We start from the raw sequence: 16,958 nt of genomic DNA on the forward strand, positions 1-16,958 counted from the left end.
CTGCTCCTATGTGGCCCGCACGCGCCGGACCAGTCCTGTCACCACGTCCAGGACGAGGAAGGCGGCCAGGGTCACCCCCAGGACCGGCAGCGCCCAGCCGAGAGCGGCGACAGCGGGAATGCCCAGGACGATCACGGGCAGCGGCAGCCGGCGCCATGCTCCGCGGGCGGGCGCCGTGCCGAGTGCCGCCTTGCGATCGTCGCGGGTCGGGCGGCGCTGCCACCACATGCGGTAGCCCCAGATGGTCACGGCGGTGAGGCCGAGCGCGATCGCGGCCAGCACGATCTGGTTGACGATGCCGAACAGCACGCCCATGTGCCCCTGCACCCCGAGCTTGCTGAGTTTGGACAGGAGCGGATAGTCCGCCCACCGGCTGTGGGAGGTGATCTCGCCCTTCTCGGCGTCGACGGCGACCTGGTCGTAGTGCACCGGCCAGACGTTGTCGCCCTGGGCCACGACCCACGCGCCCGAACTGTCGGCGGGAGGCGTCACCTCCACCGTGCCGCCCAACCCGGCGTCCCGGGCCGCGGCCAGGGACGCGTCGAAGTCGGCCGGATCCGTCGCGGCGGACTCCTCCGCGGCACCGTGCCCGGCGTGTTCCCCGCCCTCCTCCTCCGCGGGCGGCTGAGCGCCGGGAAGCGTGGTGTCCAACGCGGGAGCACGGCCCTTGACCGCGTCCAGCAGCTGACCGAACCGATCGCCCGCATAGTGCGACCACGTCAGGCCGGTGGCACTCAGGAAGAGCAGACCGAGTGCCAGCCACACACCCGTGGCCGCGTGCCAGCTGCGGGTGCGGCGCACGCCCCGGGCCGAACGGTCGGGCAGCAGAACGCCCCGCGCGGACTTGGCCCGCTGTCCACGGCTGCGTCCGAGCCAGAGGACGAGACCGCCGGCGACGATCACCCAGAGCCAGCTCGCCGCGACTTCCGAGTAGAGGCGGCCGGTCTCACCCAGGTGCAGATTGCGGTGGAGGTCGTCGAGCCAGGTGGTGAGCGGAGTCGAGCCGAACCACGTGGTCAGGTCGCCCTGCACCTCGGCGGTATAGGGGTCGACGAACACGGTGCGCTGCTTGTCACCGAGCTCCGGCAGGGACAGCACCACCCGTGTGGTGTCCTCCGGTCCGGGAGGGGTGACGACGGAGGCCAGGCTGCCCTCCGGGTGCGCGGCCCTGGCTGCGGCTATCTGCTCCGACAGCGGACGGGGCGCCTCGCCGACCTGCTCGACGCGCAACTGGTCGCCGTACACGAGTTGGTCGAGCTGCGGCGTGAAGGTGTAGGCCAACCCCGTCAGGGCGGCCACGATCAGGAAGGGGGCGACGAATATGCCGGCAAAGAAGTGCAGCCGGACGAGCAGGCTCCGTACGGCCTGCCAGGAGCGGCCGGGCCCGGGCTCGGCCGCGGGGGCGGAGGCGGGCTCGGCGACGGTGACCGTTGCCGCCGAGGCAGGCGGGGCGTCGTGACGACGGCGGTCGTTCCGTGGTGGTTCTTCGGTTCCGAAAGACATGCGTATCCCTCAGGTGGGCGCGTCCGCCGGACATGCCGGGGACGCAGCGAAGTCGGTGAGGTGTTTCCGTCGGGGTGACGGTGCGACGCGAGTGCCCCGGCCGGGCTCCGCCCGTACGCATGCTCCGGCGCACCGGTGAACAGCCGGTGCGATGGAACGCGGAAGGGGGACCGTCAGGCCGGGGTCGCCGAGGGAGGACCCCGCCGGGTCCGGGAACGGGCGAGCAGTACCCCGAATCGGGGATGCGCCGACGAGAGGGGTACGGGTCGAAGCCGTGGAGTGACAGGGAGGACCGGCGGCTCGCGGTAGGAGAAGGCCGGGGCGACCATGCCGGCCAGCCCGCGCAGGACCCGTTCTCCGTAGATGACGCACAGCGCGGTCCCGACCGTGGCGACCGCATGGGCCGAGGTCATGGCGGAGGACAGAGAGTGCCCGATACCGCGCTCGGCGATGTCTGCCGGGGCCATGACCATGTGCCGGCCGGTCATGTGGTGTGCCGCGTGGCCGACTTCGGGCATCGAGAGACGATGGAAACCGAGGTGGAGGGAGAACTGCGTTCCGGCCAGCGCCAGCACCGTGACATCGAAGCGGCGCCGGCGGTCACCGAAGAACACCGAGCCGAGCACGGTCAGCGTGGCCAGGATGAGCGCCAGCGGACCTGCGCCGGGCAGCCGCCCACCGGCCGAGGCATGGCTCACCACACCCAGGAAAAGGCATGCCGAAGCGCAGAGCAGACCTCTTCCGATCCGCCCGGTCCATCCTCCCGGCTCGCGCACGGGTACAACCTATCGAGCATGTACACGGCGGCGCGTGTGTGTCTGTACGGTGCACGAGTCCGGATGGAGGCGGAACAGCCGACCGCCCCGAGCACCAGGGGGTGCAGGACGAACGTCTGCTTCCCTCCTCGTCGTTCGGCGCGGCGGCGGCCCGTACGCCGAGCACCGTGCGGACCGGCTTCCTGTCGGGTCATGATCCGGCTGGTGGCCACGGCAAGCGGCAGGATCGACCGTGAACCGGCTAACCATCACATGGGCTCGCCCCGTCCGGACGAGGTGATGAACGGCTCACCTGTGCGAGGACGATCACCGTGTCGTCGGTGGGCGCGGACGGCAGCAGGCTCGTCAGGATGTTCTTCGCCGTCGCTTCCAGCTCCCCTGCGCTACGCGCGAGTTGGGATCGGAGGGCCTCGATGCCCTCGCTGATGTCTCCGCCCGCTTCGACGAGGCCGTCGGTGTACAGGGCCAGGACGGCACCTTCCGGGAGTTCGATGTCGGTCGTGCGGAACGGGAATCCGCCGACGCCGAGGGGAACTCCGAGGACCTCGTCGATGACATCGACCGTGCCGTCGGGCTGCCGGACCAGAGGTGGGGGGTGGCCCGCGTTCGCGATGCGGGCTGCGCCGGTCGTGGGGTCGTAACGGATGTAGAGGCAGGTCGCCAGCTCGATCCCGGCTTCCTGTGCGCACACGTCGAGTTCCCTCAGAACGGCGTCCGGTTCGAGATTCTGGCGGGCCAGGGTCTTGGCGGTGATGCGCAGTCTGCCCATCGCCGCGGCCGCCGGAACGCCGTGTCCCACCACGTCTCCCACGACCAGCGCCACGTGGCCGCCCGGCAGTTCGATCGCGTCGTACCAGTCGCCTCCGACCTCGCTGATGTGGCTTCCGGGCAGGTATCTGTGTGCGGTCCGCACATAGGGGCCGGCCGTGAGGGCGTTGGGGAGCAGGGCGCGTTGGAGGGTGAGGGCGATGTCCTGGACGCGGCTGTAGAGGCGGGCGTTGTCCAGGCAGAGTGCGGCGCGGGAGGCGAGTTCGCCGGCCAGGCTGAGGTCGTGCTCGGTGAAGACGGGGCGGTCGGCGGAGCGGCCGAACATGGCGACGCCCTGCACCGTGCCCCGCGCGATGAGCGGAGCGAGGAGCAGACTGGTCAGGCCGCTGTCGAGGAGCAGCTGGACGCGGGCCCGATGGATGACGGTGCGCGTCATGAACTCGTCGTTGACCGGGACGCACACGGGGCCGCCGGTGCGGATCATCTCGTGGATCGTGGAGCCCGGCGGGTAGGTGACCCTCGCCAGGCCGGCCACGAGCTCGGTGGCAGGAGGCGGCAGGCTGGTTCCGGAGGCGATCCGGCGGGTGATCAGCGGAGCAGCCGGGTCGAACACCTCACGTTCGTCCGCCCACTCCACGACCTCGACGACCGACGCGTCGCAGAAGTCCGGGACGGCGGCGTCGACCAGCTCGCGAGCGGTCACGTTCACGTCCAGGGTGGTGCCGATCCGGGTGGAGGCCCGGTCGAGGAGGGCCAGGCGCTGCCGCGCGGCGGTCGCTTCCACGATCGCCCGCTCGCGGTCGGTGACGTCCACGAGCAGGCCGCCCAGTCCCGGCCGCGTGCCCACGGCCTGGCTCAGAGGGAAGAAGCTCACGGAACGTACCTGGTCACGGTCGGGGTGCCCGGGCGTGCGGAAGCCGACCAGTGCGCTCACGACGGGCCGGCCCTCGTCGGCGACGGCGCGCAGCAGTCGCCGGTACTCACCGCCGTCCGTGGTGATCATGATGTCGGTCATGGGCACCCCGATGTGGTCCTGGATCGATACGCCGTCCATGGCGGCGAGGGCCTGGTTGAGGTGGACGTAGCGCAGGTCCTCGTCGAGGATGACGAGGCCGATGGGGCACGTCTCGAAGAGTGCGTCGAGGAAGGCGAGGTTGGTCTTCACCCGGTCGAGTTCATCGCCCCTGCTTGCCAGGCCCACGACGACGGAACGGCCGTGCTCGCCCGTCACGGGAAAGACCCGGAAGCCGCAGTCGAACAAGGTTCCGTCCTGGTGCAGCACCCGCATCCTCACCCGCCAGTAGCCCAGGGTCCGGCCGCGTTCCACGAGTCGCTCGGCTGCGTTCGTGCCGTCCCGTGTGGCCGCGGGGAAGAGGGCGGCGGCCGGCCTGGACAGGACGTCCTCGGCCGCGTAGCCGAAGAGTCGCTGCGCGCCCGGCCCCCAGTAACAGATCCGACCGTGGTCGTCGATGCCCAGCACGGCCACGGACACATGCTCCAGCAGGGTGCCCGGCTCCGACCACAGCGGACCAGGAGCGAATTCTTCCCCTGGCGGGTCGGATGACACCGGGCCCCCTTTCAGGCGCGCACGGGCCGACCGTGTGCATCCAGTCGCTGGTGGACGGGGCTGTCCAGGCAATTCTGCCCGCCCCGGGCCGTTCGGACATCGCGGCCGTCCAGCTGCACAACGGCCGAACCGCTCGGACAGGAATGGTGATGCGAGGCGAGCCGACGGATCTTTGTGCAGCTCAGTGCCGGTTTCGTCGACGCTACAACAGATGCGGCGGTACCGCTGGTTCAGGTGAGGCGCCGGCGGCAGCCCGGCCCGGGTCGGCTCTGGATCCCCGAACTTCGGCCTTCGTGAACATCTGCGTGCCGCTCTCGGCGGCGAACGGGTGAGAATGTGGACGGACGAACCGTATGAGGAGCAACAAGAGATCACCGCAGCGAACGCAGATGCCGAGCAGGGGAGCCGAGGCGATGACGCCCTCGCACGCACCGGACCCACCGACCGTCGTGGTCGTACAGAACACCAGGAACGGCGGTCCCGGCCGGGTCGGGGCCTGGCTGCGCGAGGCGGGGATCGGCCTCGAAGTGCTGCGTCCCTACGAGGGTGAGGCCTTGCCCCAGGCGCTCGGCGGCAGGGCGCTCCTCGTGCTCGGCGGCGACTTCATGCCGGACGACGACGAGCGCGCGCCCTGGCTCCCGGCCACCCGCCGCCTCGTCGCGCAGGCGCTGGACGACCGCACGCCCTTCCTCGGCATCTGCCTCGGCGGCCAGTTGCTCGCTCAGGTGGCGGGCGGCAGCGTACGGGCGCGTCACGGGCAGCCCGAGTTCGGCAGCACACAGATCCGGCTGCGCCCCGAAGCCGCCGATGACCCGCTGCTGTACGGGCTCGGCGCGACGGTTCCCGCGATCGAGCGGCACGTCGACGCGATCACCGAACTCCCGCCGGGTGCGACCTGGTTGGCGTCCAGCACATCCTGCCCCCACCAGGCGTTCCGGGTCGGGGCGCGGGCCTGGGGCGTGCAGTTCCACCCGGAGGCGGAGGCCTGTCGGATCGCCGGTTGGGACCGGGAGCGGCTGGCCCTGCAGGGCTTCGACAGGGACCGGCTGCACACCGAGGCCCTGGCGGACGAGGACGCGGCGGTCCCGGCGTGGTCGGCGTTCACGCGAAGGTTCGCCCAGGTGTGCGCGAGGCTGCCGTGACCGCTGCGGGCGGTCGCGGATACGGCGGCTGATGATCCAGGAGTTCCTGAAGCCCGGTTCCCCTGTGAACCGCCTCACCCCTCAGGCCTCACTCGCGCTGAGGTCCGTGAGCGCGGCTCCCAACCGGCGTACGCCCTCGGTCAGCTCGGATTGACCGGCCGCCGCGGCGAACCCGATACGCAGGTGGGCCGCCGGCGGCTCGGTGGCGAAGTAGCGGCTGCCGGCGCTCACCGCGACGCCCCGTTGCCGGGCGGCACCGGTGAGGGCGATGTCGTCCACGCCGGACGGCAGGCGTAGCCACAGGTGCAGTCCGCCCGTAGGCAGCCCGGCCAAGGTCGCGCCGGGGATCTCCTGGGCGACCGCGGCGGCCAGCACGGCGCACCGCTCCCGCAGCGCCGTACCGAGAGAGCGGATGTGCCGGTCCCAGGACGGGGAGCTGAGCACCTCCAGCGCGGCCTCCTGGAGCGGACGGGTGACGAAGAAGTCATCGACCAGACGTACCGCCCGCATGCGCTCCATGACCGGTCCGCGGGCCACCAGCGCCCCGATCCGCAGGCTCGGTGCGGCGGGCTTGGTGAGCGAGGTGACGTGGACGACCGTGCCGTCGCGGTCGTCGGCCACCAGCGGCCGCGGCACGGCACCGCCATGCCCCAGGTGCCGCGCGAAGTCGTCCTCGAGCACGAACGCGCCGGACGCGCGCGCCACATCGAGGATCTGGCGGCGCCGTCGGGGCGCCAGTACGGTGCCGGTCGGGTTGTCTTCCGCACCCTGCTGTTCGGCGGCGGCGCCCTCGGCGGCCTGTTCACGGGCCTGCTGTCCGGCAGAATCGGCTCCCAGGGCGCTTTGGCCTGGGCGGCGACCGGATCCGCCGCGGTCCTCATCCCACTCGCACTGTCCCCGGTGAGCCGCCTCCGAGGCCTGCCGCCGACACCGGAGGAGCCCGTTCCGACGACGGTGGCCGTGCAGGAGGCGGGCTGAGACGCCGAACGCCGAACATGTGGCGGGGGATCAGGCGATGGCCCCGCCGTGCGGGGGCTTCGGAGCGCCCGGCGGAACGAAGCAGGCGGTGATCGTCTTGCCCGACGCCTGGGGGTGCGTGGCCCATCCGTCGGCGAGCGCGTCAACGATGGCGAGTCCGCGCCCCCCGGTCGTCGTGTGGTCTTCGGGCTGCTGGGCGGGGGGCACAGGATCGGAGTCGTGGACACTTACGTGCAGGCAGCGGCTGTCCCAGGTGAGGACCAGCTGGGCATCGCTGTGTGCGTGCACGTGCGCGTTGGTGATCAGTTCGGAAACGCTGAGCAGTATGGCGTCCACGGTTTCGGGAGCTTCCTTCGTCCATTCCAGGGACGCCAGGTGGTCCCGCGTCCAGCGGCGGCCGGCCCGTACCCCGTGCGCTACGGGAAACGACTGAGCCCATCCCACCGCACGCAGCGACATGTCCTTCGTCATCGGCCCCTCCTCGCTCGGCTCCTTCTCTCTCCTACCCCCGCATTCGAGGACCATCACGGCAACCCCGGCCCGCGGCCCGCCCGCCCGGCCGACCGGAGCGGAAGCTGACCGGTCTCTCCTGCGACCGGGTGGCGAAGGGGCATGCGTGTGCCGCCGCCTACCGGGTAGTCGGCAGCGCAAGGCGTAACCGAGCGAAAGAAGGGTTGTTCCTCATGTCCTCCTCCCTCGTCGAGACCGTCGACATCAAGGCGCCTGTCAGCGTCACCTGGGCTCTGTGGAGCGATGTGACGCAGTGGCCGAAGTTCCTGAGCCACGTGCGACGGGTCGATCCGATGGACGAGCGCCGGTTCTCCTGGCAGTTGTCCCTGCCGGGTGCCGACAAGAGCTTCGTCGCGGAGCTCACCGAGGTCGTCCCGCAGGACCGGATCGCCTGGAAGACGATCGAGGGCGTGCATCACGCAGGCGTGGTCACCTTCCACCGGCTCGATGACACCTCCAGCCGGGTCGCCCTGCAGATCGAGTACGACCCCAGCGGATTCGTCGAGCACCTGGGTGCCCTGACCAACCTCGACTCGGCACTCACCAACTACGACCTGGGTGAGTTCCAGAAGCTGGCCGAGTCCACGGCGGCGGGTGACGGCCCTCGGGGCCTGTGACCGCCGCAGGCCCGCCGGGGTGCTGAGCACCTCGCGGACGTGACCGCCCGTGCGCGCTTCCGAAGTGCGCACGGGCGGTTCTCCGTCGAACGGCGAGCGGGTGGCGAGGGTCGTCCGGCGGGATGACGCGCAGGGCGTCGCTGCAGGCGGCTCAGCGTCCGACGGCGCAGGCGTCCCCGTTCAGCATGAACCGTGGCGGCGACGACGAGTCACCGGTGTGTGCGGCCAGATAGCCGAGGGTGATGCTCGCGCCGGGAGCGATCGTGGCGTTGTGCGAGGCGTTGTCGGCCGTGATCGTGTTACTTCCCTGGGTGAGGTCGGTGTTCCAGTCGGAGGTCACGGTCTGCCCGAGGGCCAGCGGGAACTCGAGGGTCCAGCCGTTCACCGGGGTGCTGCCGGTGTTGGTGACGGTGAGGTCCACCGTTGTGCCGGTTCCCCACGTCTGCACGGCGAGGTCCACACGGCAGGCGGGTTCCTCCCGGGAGAATGCCACGCGGTGCAGGCCGCCGGACAGATCGTTGACCACGTAGAACTCTCCGTCGACTGTCGTGCCGATGGACGTCACCTGGGTGGGCATCTCCCCGATCTCGGCCTGCTCGTAGCCGCCTCCGCCGTCGGGTCGCAGCGCCCAGACCGTGGACGAGCAGTAGTCGGTGGCGATGTACGTGCCGCCGACGAGGCCGGCGTACTTCTGGCCCCGGTAGACGTGACCGCCGATGACCGAGCAGCCGCCCGTGTAGGGGGAGTAGGTGAAAACCGGCTCCGTGTACGTTTCGCCGGGCACGCAGTCGCCGCCCGTGAACCTCTCCAGGCCCTCGTAGCAGGACCAGCCGAGGTTCAGCCCTCCCTCTCCGGGCGTGAGGTGGTCGACCTCCTCCCACCGGCCCTGGCCGACGTCGCCGATCCACATCGAGCCGTCGGCGCGGTCGAAGGAGAACCGCCACGGGTTGCGCAGGCCGTACAGCCAGATCTCCTCGCGGGCGCCGGGGGTGCCCACGAAGGGGTTGTCGCCGGGAACGCAGTAGGGGAGCGGTTCGCAGCCGCGGCTCACGTCGATGCGCATGACCTTGCCCAGCAGGGTGTCCAGTCGCTGCCCGGAGCGGAAGGGGTCCGCGGAGCCGCCGCCGTCACCGATGCTCCAGTACAGGCGGCCGTCGGGGCCGAAGGCGAGCTGGCCGCCGTTGTGGTTGCTGTGCTCGGCGTGCGGCTGGGAGAGCAGGACCTCCAAGCGGGACTCGTCGAGGCGGTAACGGGCGAGAGTGACCGCTCCGTCGGGCAGTGCCGTGTACGCCACGTACAGGTGGTGGCTGTCAGCGAAGTCGGACGGGGCGGCGATGCCGAGCAGGCCGCGCTCGTTGCCCGATTCGTCCACGGCCGACCTGATGTCGATGAGCGGGGTTGGGGCCAGACCGGTATCAGGGTGGTACACGCGCACGGTGCCGGACTTCTCGGTGATGAACAATCGGCCCGAGCCGTCGTCGGGGGCGACGAGGGCGGTGGGCCGTCTCAGCCCGGAGGCGACCTGGGTCGTGGTCGCACGGAGCGAAGGCAGGGGGACTGACGAGGGGTCAGCCTCCGCGCCGGTCGGCCTTGTGTCCGCCGTCGCGGTCGGGGCCGCCGCCAAGGGCTGGGCCGCGGCGGCGGGTAAGGGAGCAAGGGTGGTCAGCAGGAGGGCCAGCAGCAGCTGTCCGGTCCAGCGGCTTCGTAACATGTCGGCTCCAGAGTCGAGGACGCTTGCGCGGCGGTCGTACGCGCACACAAGTGGTTCGCACCCGGTGGCGCGCCCCGAACGGCACGCTGTCGTAGCGGACGTCACCGGTGCCGGTCGGCGGGAGGGCCCGGTCGTTCGGTCGTTCGGTCGGACGATGAAGCCGTCCGTCTTCCCGGTCTTCCACGCACCCACGGTGTGCCGGCGAGTTGTAGCGGCCGCTCTTGGTCCAAACTGGCGTGCGCATGACAATTGGTGTCTTCTGGTGGGGTGCCGGGTTCTCTGAGGGGGTGCCAACCGTGTGGGAGCGCTCCCGCGATTACCCAAGACTGCGCGCGGAGAGGCAGCGCGGGCAACATTCGTTTGCGCCACTTCCGCGCCACGTGGCGCAAATGATGCGATCGCCGAACGAGACCCACTGGTTGGCGGTCGGCGTCGGTCGGCCGTCCGTCGCCCCGTCACCGGGGCGCGCCGAAGCCGGGGGTTTTCGACCCGCCGAAGGGGAATCCGAGGGGCGGCATGGGTGGGGCCGGCGCGCCACGGTCGGGCCGGCCGGGACCGCTCCGGAGTCGAAGTCCCGCCGCGTTGAGTCGGGTTGCCAGTGCCGGATGGTCGTGTGCGCAGCCTCGGTCACGGCCATTGCCGACCGCAGGACACCTCGCTATGTTAATCAATAATCACATTGCTCAGCATGATCCGAAACACGGTCGTGACGCAACTGGCAATGGAGAAAGGACATCTCGAGCCATCTGGTCGAGCAGGGAAGTGGGTAAGTTAATGCACAATCCCGACAGGCGAAAATTCCTGTCCCTCGGTGTCGCACTCGGCCTCGTGGGCGTGGCCGCCCCCGCCCAGGCATGGGCGTCGGCGGACTCGGTCGGCGGGACCGGCACAGGTGCCGACCCGGAGTACGTCTGGGACAGTGCGGTGGATCCTCTGATGGTTTCGCTGCTCACGAACGGCCAGGTTCCCGCGGTCAACACGGCGATGGCGGGGTGGGTGGACAACGGTGACGCGCTGCCCGGCGGCCTGCCGGCCGAGCTCAGGGCGCATCTCGAGGCGGTCAACAAGCTGCCCTCCTGGGCCGACCCCGTCAAGCTGGCCCGCGCCGCCGACTTCAACCGGCGCAAGGACACCTACCTGTTCATGCTGTACGGCCTCGGCAGCGGGATCATGAGCACCGTGATCCCGCGGGAGGCCAGAAGCGTCTACTGGTCCGTGGGCGGCGCCGACATGAAGGACCGCGCGGCCAAGACGTTCACGTTCGGCTACGACCTGGCCCAGCTGGACGCCTTCAAGCCGACGGGACAGTTCGTCGTCACCGCCAACAAGACGCGACTGGTGCACGGCGCCGTACGTCACCTGCTGCCGCAGTCGCCCCACTGGAAGGCGGGCGCCGACCAGGTCATCCCGATCAGTGCCGCCGACATCCTGGTCACCTTCCACAGCCTGGGAACCTTCGTGCGCCGGAGGATGCTCGACTGGAGGATCCCGATGTCGGCCGCGGACCAGGAGGCGTTCCTGCACTCGTGGCAGGTCGCCATTCACCTGCTCGGTGTGCCGGACGAGTTCATTCCGAAGACATGGGCGGCCGCGGAGGCCCAGTCCGCGCAGGTGCTCACCCCGATTCTCGCCGCGACGCCCGAGGGACTCGACCTGGCCGAGGTGCTGCTCGGTCTGACCGCGGAGATCGATCTCGGCGTCACCCGTGGGTTCCTGAACGAGTTCGTGCGCTACGCCCTCAGCAACGAGGTCGGCGACTGGCTGGGGCTGCCGCGCGACTACGCGGCAGCGGCTCTGCTCCGCACGGTGTGGCCGGCCTTCATCCTCTTCCGCGAAGGGCTGTCGCCCGTCGCGCCCGGCGCCTTCTACATGTTCGACCAGTTCCTTCGCGGCGTAGCCATGCTGTTCCTCAACAAGGGCACTTCCGGGGCCACCACCCCGATCACGATCCCGACCGGGAACAGGCCGGCCGGCTGAGCCGCCGGTCCGTACCCGCAGGTGCACGCCCCTCGGCTGTCGCGCCGAGGGGCGGACACCCGGGGTGACCTCCGCGCACGCCACCTCACGGCGCGGCGCCCCGTCGCGTGCCGGGTTACGAAGCCGGTTCAGAGGCCCAGCGCACCCACGACCAGAGCGGTCACGGCGTCGCGGTGCGCAGGGCTGTCCTGCCACCGCAGTGCGCGGCCGGCCTCGACCGCCACACCGAACCCCGCGTGCACCAACACCCGGGCCTGGCGCGGGTCCAGCTCCGGACGGGCCAGCCGCAGCTGCTCCTCCCAGACAGCGATGTGTTCACGCTGAGCGAGGACCACGGGCCGGCGCAGATCGGCCGGCAGGCCCGCGACCTCAGCTTCGGCGACGCTGTTGAGCGCGGTGTACTCGAAGCTGTAGGCCACGTACGTCACCGCCAGCGCGACGACGGCGTCGTGCGGGCCGGACACCTCGTGCAGACTCCGGTCCACCCCCTGGGCCAGCAGCCCCGCCGCCTGAAGGCACGCGGCCGCCAGGATGTCGACCTTGCCGGGGTAGTGGCGGTAGAGCGCCGACGGGGCCAGCCCCACCGCCTCGGCGATCTGACCGTTCGTGACGCTGGCGAACCCGTCCTCTGCGAACAGCGGGATGGCGGCCGCGAGGATCTCCGCGCGCCGTGTGCGCGGAACCGGCTGGGCGGGCAGCTCCACGGTACGGGTGCCGCTCAGGGGTGCCGCGGGATCGGTCGCGGCGACGCGCAGCGCGGACGTCAACAGCAGTTCATCGGCCCGACGTTGAGCGATCGAGGTGTGGTGCATCGCGATGGACCCGATCGCGCCGAGGGCCGCCGCGGCCCGCAGCTGTTCGTCCGGCAGCGGGTACTCGCGCTGCACCGCCTCGTCGACGCGCCCCACGACGTGCCCGAACTTCGTCCTGAGATGTCGGCGGTCCTCGCTGTTGAGGTACCGGGCCTCCCATCGGTACACGCCCCCCGATGCGCGGTGCGCGACGGTGACCCGGGTGACGGCGCCGAGCACGTCCGCCAGCCCCGCCCCGGACGGCACCTCGTCGAGCGAGGTGACGAGCCGGTCCGCCATGAGGTCGGCGCACTCCGCGAACAGCGCGTACTTGTTCGGGAAATGCCGGTAGAGGGCCGCCGCGCTGATACCCACGCCGGCGGCGATCTGCTCCATGGACGCCGCGTGGTAGCCGCGCTCGCTGAAGACTCGGCCGGCCGCCTCGACGATGAGCTGCTTGCGGTTGCGGGGCCGGGTGGCCGCGGCCGGATCGGCGCTCACGGCCGAACGGGCGGGTGCGGAGACAGGGCCATGCGGATCAGTCAACCACACGGTCCCCGAGGGGTTCGGGCTCCCTCGGCGCGGACCGCGCCCCACGCGGATGCCGGCTCACTTCCCAGGTGAAGGCGCACGGACGGAACCGTCACATCAGCCTCGCCCGGCCTCCGGTGCCCCCGTGCACCGGCCGTCCCGTTCACACCGGCGGATGGCTGACGAGGAGATCGTCCGTGGTCGCCGCGAGCAGCCGCCCCGCGTACGAGGCGAGGGCCGTGGCCGCAGGGAAGGGGCCGCCGAAGGTGAAGGGCGCATCGTAGGTGACCGGCGGACGTGAGAGCAGTCCGTCCGGACCGACGGCGTACAGACGCGCGTTGAGCACGGTCAGGGAGGCTGCCTTGCCCGCCGGTCCCAGGGCTGTCCACGGCGCCTCGGGGTGCAGGGCAGGCCGATGGTGCAGGGTGTCGTCGTGCGGGGTCACCGCGAAGAGCGTGTTGTCGCACATCGCCAGAGCCGTTGTCCCGGCGGGGACCTTCCCGGCCGGGGTCCAGGGAGCCGGCCCGGGCACCGGGGCGCGTACTAGGAGTCGGTCGTCCGTTCCGACCGCGAGCAGGGCCAGCGGTACGGGGCGGCACGCCTCGCGCGGGGCCGTCAGGCACCGGATCTCCGGCGCAGGTCCCGGCGCGGGCGGACAGGGGATCCACGGCAGGTTCTGGTCCGACGGCTCGCGGTGGAGCAGGGTCCTGCCGTCCTCGGCCACGGCGAAGAGCAGGCCCTCGCAGGCGGCGAGCGCCCGCAGACGCGGCGCCGGCCCGACGGTGTGCCAGGAGGGACGGGGCGAGATACCGCCGAGACGGTCGAGGACGTTGCGGGTGATCCGGTCCACGACCGGATCGGACAGTGCCCGGCCCCAGTTGATCGTGGCCGTGTTGAAAACCGTGCCGGCGCCCATGCGGAAGACGCCCATGGTGGCCCAGCCGCCCTGCCCGTACGCGCGCCAGTGCCGCAGGTCCGCGGTGGCGAGGACGGCGAAGGAGCGCGGGGTGCCGTCCCGCCCGGTGGCCCGGGGCACGCCGGCCGACCAGTCGAGTTCGGCGGCGTCGGTCTCGTACCCGAGCGCGCCCCGGGCGAACGCGTCGCCGTCGGCGAGTCCGGTGCCCTCGAAGACCCAGTGGCCGGCGAACCGGACCGTGTAGGACTCGCGTCCTATCACGGCCATGCCCTCGCCCCACGCGCCGGCGCCGTTGCGGAAACTGACTCCGGTCATGGAGTTCTCGGGCCGGTCGACGGGCGAACTGGACCACTCGACGGTGGCGAGGCGGGGGTCCACAGCGGTTGCGGGGTCGGCGGCGGCATCGCGGTGACAGACCATCGTGCGGCCCTCGTCCTCCAGGCGCATCTGCCACCAGGCGGTGTTTCCGGCGAAGACCGCCAGATTGCCGCCCCTGCGGACGAAGGCCTCGACGCTGTCGCGCATACCGGCCGACCAGTACTCGTCATGCCCGTTGATCACCAGCAGCCGGTAGGAGGACAGCAGTTCGTCGCCGTCGTGCAGATCGAAACCGGAGCAGAACTCGACCCGGTACCCGGCACGCGGGAGCCAGCGCAGCAGAGGCTCCTCCCAGCGCTCGGGCGGCGGCCCGCCGCCGGGCCCGGTGAGGGACACCCGTGCGGCGCGGCCCGGCTCCTCCGCGTAGTAGATGCTGCGGCCCGGCTGTCCCGCACGGTGGTACGCGCGCCAGGTGGCGAAGGGAACGGAGACGAGCACGGACGAGGTCGCCGCGGGCCGGGCCGCGCGGACCACGAACCACACTTCGTGCTCGGCGTCGCGCTCGGGCGCCGGTGTCTCGGGACGGTCGTCGTGGAAACGGGCCACGTACAGGGAACTGGGCCAGTCGGGCGGGACGTCGAGGGTCCACCCGGTCCCGCGAACGGGCACCCGCGTCATCGCGCGCTCGGTGACGACGTCACTGACGACGACGTGACCGGTCAGCGGGCCGCCGTCGCCGGCGGTCACGCCGAAACGCATGCTGCCGCCCTGGACGCAGGACGTCGTCTCCGCACGGGCCAGGGGCCGCGGGACGGGACCCGCGCTCATCGGCCGGAGCCTTCCGTCGCGAGGAGTCCGGGCAGTGCGGCCAGCCGGGGCGGGTCGCCGGCCGATGAGGACACGACGACTTCCTCGATGGCGCGAAGGTGGGCCTGGATGGCGGCCGGCGGCAGATAGGCCGTATCGGCGGTGAGGGTGACGGTGAGCGCGCTGTCGTCCCCGCTCACATGCAGGCAGTACCGGCAGGCGACACGGTCCTGCGTCGCGGGGAAGTCGAGCACGCTCCGGCGGCGGAGCGCCACGAGTTCGTCGGCGTCCGACGCGGGACGGGGCGTCGCGGGCCGCTCCGCCAGCCGCATGTCGTTGAAGCAGCAGTACGGGTGCACCTCGGCGCCCCGCTCGTGGGACGCCCGGTCCAGCAGGGTGTCCCAGTCGGCGGGATCGTAGGCGGCCGCGCGGTACCCGGCGAGCGCGGCCGGCCACGCACCCGCCAGCAGATCGGTGAAATCGGGGTCCGGACCCGGGACATCGTCCATGCGCAGAACGAACAGCGCGTCCTGCGACAGCGTGCTGACCAGGGTGCGGTGGCCCTGCGCCGCGCGATTGCCCGCGATCGGCATGACCGCCGCCACGGAGTGCCCCTGATCGGCGGCGACCAGAGCGGCCGAAGCGGTGAGGAGCACGGTCGAGCCGCTGACCCGATGGGCGGCGGCCAGCGCCTCGACGGCCCGGGGAAGCACGGCGGAGACCAGACGGCCCGTCCAGAAGCGGGGGGTGCGTGGAACCGCGACCGGGGTGGGGAACATCGTCGGAGGGGCCTGCCGCAGGCCGTTCTCCCAGTGGGCGAGCGCGGCCGCACCGGAGCGGCGGCCGGCCGGGGAGGCCTGATGCCGTGCCAGGTCCATCGGGGTCTCGGCACAGGAGGGGCCGGCCGACCCGCGGCGGGCCAGCAGCCGCAGATCGCGGACGAGGACCTCGGCTCCGTGCCCGTCCGTGGCCAGATGGCACAACGCCAGCACGACGTGGGTGATCCGGCCTTCGTGGCGGACGGCGCCGAACCGTACGGGCCACTCGTGCGCGTAGTCGAAACGGCGGGAGGTCAGGGACGCCAACAGGTGCTCGGCGGCGGCCGCGCAGCCGGCCGGGTCGGGCTCGTCGTGGACGCGGACCTCCACCAGCCCCTCGGCACACAGGCGTTGGCGGGGTTCTCCGTCGTCACCGGTCGCGATCCGGGTGCGCAGCGCCTCGTGGCGGACGAGGAGTGCGGCGACTGCGCCTGCCAGCCGGGGCAGGTCGACGGGAGTACCCCGGTCGGCGAGGGGCAGGACACGGCCGATGTTGAAGTAGTGATCGTTCGGCGCGGTGCGGCCGATCGCGTGCCAGATCGCGCGCTGCCCCCAGGTGAGCGGGGCGTCACCGGACCGGCCGCCCGTGAACGGGACATTCGTCCTCGCGTCCGCCGGGGTCATGCCGGGAACCGGTGCCGCAACTGCGGCCGCGCCGGCGTCCGGGGCAACCGAGTCTGGGATCAACGCGTCCGGGGCCGCCGTGGCGGGGACCAATGCGTCCGGGGCCGTCGCGGTCACGGGGTGGCCTCCGCGGCCAGAGCCCGCACGCGGGCGGTGAGGCCGACGAGTCCTTCGGTGTACAGCGCCCGGTCGCCGAGGTCGATGAGCACGCCGTACTCGGTTTCCAGACTGTCGGCGAGCCGCAGCAGGGAGAGCGAGCTGACACCGAGCGCGGCGAGCGGTTCGGCGGAGTCGACGATCTCGCCGGCGGTCACCTGGCCGTCCGTGGCCCGTTCGACGAGCTCGGCAAGGCGGTGACGGGTCGGGGCGGGCGCGTTCACCGTACGCCGCCCGCCTGCCGGGCGGCCTCGTCCGCCAGACGGCGGCGCAGGCTGAGCGGTCGGATGTCCGGCCACACCTGGTCGACGTGCGCGACGCACTCCTCCTCGGTGCCGCTGAAGCCCTCGGCCCGCCAGCCTGCGGGCAGCGGCGTGCCCTCCTGCCAGAGGGCGTGCTGCTCCTCGTCGTTGACGGCCACGAGGTAGCGGGTCGGATCGCTCATGGA

At 71.6% G+C, this 16,958-nt stretch carries 15 protein-coding genes; 4 read left to right on the forward strand and 11 right to left on the reverse strand.

The genetic code is table 11. The annotated features are described in order from the left end of the window. Window positions 1-6: 6 nt before the first annotated feature. From ACFW9O_RS12090 to ACFW9O_RS12100, 3 genes are all read right to left on the reverse strand, one after another. The gene (locus ACFW9O_RS12090; protein ID WP_384607957.1) at window positions 7-1,503 is read right to left on the reverse strand and encodes a PepSY-associated TM helix domain-containing protein; all 1,497 of its coding nucleotides are present in this window, start codon (window positions 1,501-1,503) and stop codon (window positions 7-9) included. Window positions 1,504-1,676: 173 nt separating this feature from the next. Then, the gene (locus tag ACFW9O_RS12095; RefSeq protein ID WP_384607959.1) at window positions 1,677-2,201 is read right to left on the reverse strand and encodes a hypothetical protein; all 525 of its coding nucleotides are present in this window, start codon (window positions 2,199-2,201) and stop codon (window positions 1,677-1,679) included. A 319-nt stretch (window positions 2,202-2,520) separates the two neighbouring features. Then, a complete protein-coding gene (locus ACFW9O_RS12100; protein WP_384607961.1) occupies window positions 2,521-4,614 on the reverse strand; it encodes a SpoIIE family protein phosphatase in 2,094 nt (697 codons plus the stop codon). 389 nt (window positions 4,615-5,003) lie between these two features. Between ACFW9O_RS12100 and ACFW9O_RS12105 the strand changes: the two genes are divergently transcribed. After that, entirely contained in the window at window positions 5,004-5,756 is a 753-nt protein-coding gene (locus tag ACFW9O_RS12105; RefSeq protein ID WP_384607964.1) for a type 1 glutamine amidotransferase, read from the forward strand. Between the two features lie 81 nt (window positions 5,757-5,837). Here the strand turns inward: ACFW9O_RS12105 and ACFW9O_RS12110 are convergent, their stop codons facing one another. After that, window positions 5,838-6,461 (reverse strand): aminotransferase class I/II-fold pyridoxal phosphate-dependent enzyme, encoded by a 624-nt coding sequence (locus ACFW9O_RS12110; RefSeq protein ID WP_384607967.1) that lies wholly within the window; start codon window positions 6,459-6,461, stop codon window positions 5,838-5,840. Here ACFW9O_RS12110 and ACFW9O_RS12115 point away from each other — a divergent pair. Continuing rightward, window positions 6,345-6,734, forward strand: coding sequence for a hypothetical protein (locus ACFW9O_RS12115; protein ID WP_384608948.1), 390 nt, complete (start codon window positions 6,345-6,347; stop codon window positions 6,732-6,734). The genes ACFW9O_RS12110 and ACFW9O_RS12115 overlap by 117 nt on opposite strands. 30 nt (window positions 6,735-6,764) lie before the next feature. Here the strand turns inward: ACFW9O_RS12115 and ACFW9O_RS12120 are convergent, their stop codons facing one another. Beyond that, the gene (locus ACFW9O_RS12120; protein WP_351167271.1) at window positions 6,765-7,205 is read right to left on the reverse strand and encodes an ATP-binding protein; all 441 of its coding nucleotides are present in this window, start codon (window positions 7,203-7,205) and stop codon (window positions 6,765-6,767) included. A gap of 212 nt (window positions 7,206-7,417) precedes the next feature. Between ACFW9O_RS12120 and ACFW9O_RS12125 the strand changes: the two genes are divergently transcribed. Further along, window positions 7,418-7,861 (forward strand): SRPBCC family protein, encoded by a 444-nt coding sequence (locus ACFW9O_RS12125; protein WP_384607971.1) that lies wholly within the window; start codon window positions 7,418-7,420, stop codon window positions 7,859-7,861. A gap of 151 nt (window positions 7,862-8,012) precedes the next feature. Here ACFW9O_RS12125 and ACFW9O_RS12130 read toward each other — a convergent pair whose 3' ends face one another. Further along, window positions 8,013-9,572, reverse strand: coding sequence for a PQQ-dependent sugar dehydrogenase (locus ACFW9O_RS12130; RefSeq protein WP_384607974.1), 1,560 nt, complete (start codon window positions 9,570-9,572; stop codon window positions 8,013-8,015). A 774-nt stretch (window positions 9,573-10,346) separates the two neighbouring features. Here ACFW9O_RS12130 and ACFW9O_RS12135 point away from each other — a divergent pair. Then, window positions 10,347-11,549, forward strand: coding sequence for an oxygenase MpaB family protein (locus ACFW9O_RS12135; protein ID WP_384607976.1), 1,203 nt, complete (start codon window positions 10,347-10,349; stop codon window positions 11,547-11,549). 128 nt (window positions 11,550-11,677) lie between these two features. On the opposite strand, the gene ACFW9O_RS12140 is transcribed toward ACFW9O_RS12135, so the two are convergent. The 5 genes from ACFW9O_RS12140 to ACFW9O_RS12160 form a co-directional block, all read right to left on the reverse strand. Then, complete coding sequence (locus ACFW9O_RS12140; RefSeq protein WP_384607978.1) at window positions 11,678-12,841, reverse strand: TetR/AcrR family transcriptional regulator; 1,164 nt, start codon at window positions 12,839-12,841, stop codon at window positions 11,678-11,680. A gap of 193 nt (window positions 12,842-13,034) precedes the next feature. After that, complete coding sequence (locus tag ACFW9O_RS12145) at window positions 13,035-14,864, reverse strand: N,N-dimethylformamidase beta subunit family domain-containing protein (RefSeq protein WP_384608889.1); 1,830 nt, start codon at window positions 14,862-14,864, stop codon at window positions 13,035-13,037. 65 nt (window positions 14,865-14,929) lie between these two features. Beyond that, window positions 14,930-16,354, reverse strand: a complete 1,425-nt coding sequence (locus ACFW9O_RS12150; RefSeq protein WP_384607981.1) for a condensation domain-containing protein — start codon at window positions 16,352-16,354, stop codon at window positions 14,930-14,932. A 113-nt stretch (window positions 16,355-16,467) separates the two neighbouring features. Continuing rightward, window positions 16,468-16,734, reverse strand: coding sequence for an acyl carrier protein (locus ACFW9O_RS12155; protein WP_384607984.1), 267 nt, complete (start codon window positions 16,732-16,734; stop codon window positions 16,468-16,470). Continuing rightward, complete coding sequence (locus tag ACFW9O_RS12160) at window positions 16,731-16,955, reverse strand: MbtH family NRPS accessory protein (protein ID WP_351167283.1); 225 nt, start codon at window positions 16,953-16,955, stop codon at window positions 16,731-16,733. The genes ACFW9O_RS12155 and ACFW9O_RS12160 overlap by 4 nt, the downstream gene beginning before the upstream one ends. Window positions 16,956-16,958: the final 3 nt, after the last annotated feature.

The sequence above is a fragment of the Streptomyces sp. NPDC059499 genome, from assembly GCF_042749285.1.
GTDB lineage: Bacteria > Actinomycetota > Actinomycetes > Streptomycetales > Streptomycetaceae > Streptomyces.

Bases quoted from the DNA above. Each gene is read 5' to 3' on its own strand.
- ACFW9O_RS12090 (WP_384607957.1), bottom strand. From the start codon at position 1,503: ATGTCTTTCGGAACCGAAGAACCACCACGGAACGACCGCCGTCGTCAC.
- ACFW9O_RS12105 (WP_384607964.1), top strand. From the start codon at position 5,004: ATGCCGAGCAGGGGAGCCGAGGCGATGACGCCCTCGCACGCACCGGAC.
- ACFW9O_RS12120 (WP_351167271.1), bottom strand. From the start codon at position 7,205: ATGACGAAGGACATGTCGCTGCGTGCGGTGGGATGGGCTCAGTCGTTT.
- ACFW9O_RS12125 (WP_384607971.1), top strand. From the start codon at position 7,418: ATGTCCTCCTCCCTCGTCGAGACCGTCGACATCAAGGCGCCTGTCAGC.
- ACFW9O_RS12130 (WP_384607974.1), bottom strand. From the start codon at position 9,572: ATGTTACGAAGCCGCTGGACCGGACAGCTGCTGCTGGCCCTCCTGCTG.
- ACFW9O_RS12135 (WP_384607976.1), top strand. From the start codon at position 10,347: ATGCACAATCCCGACAGGCGAAAATTCCTGTCCCTCGGTGTCGCACTC.
- ACFW9O_RS12145 (WP_384608889.1), bottom strand. From the start codon at position 14,864: ATGCGTTTCGGCGTGACCGCCGGCGACGGCGGCCCGCTGACCGGTCAC.
- ACFW9O_RS12150 (WP_384607981.1), bottom strand. From the start codon at position 16,354: ATGACCCCGGCGGACGCGAGGACGAATGTCCCGTTCACGGGCGGCCGG.
- ACFW9O_RS12160 (WP_351167283.1), bottom strand. From the start codon at position 16,955: ATGAGCGATCCGACCCGCTACCTCGTGGCCGTCAACGACGAGGAGCAG.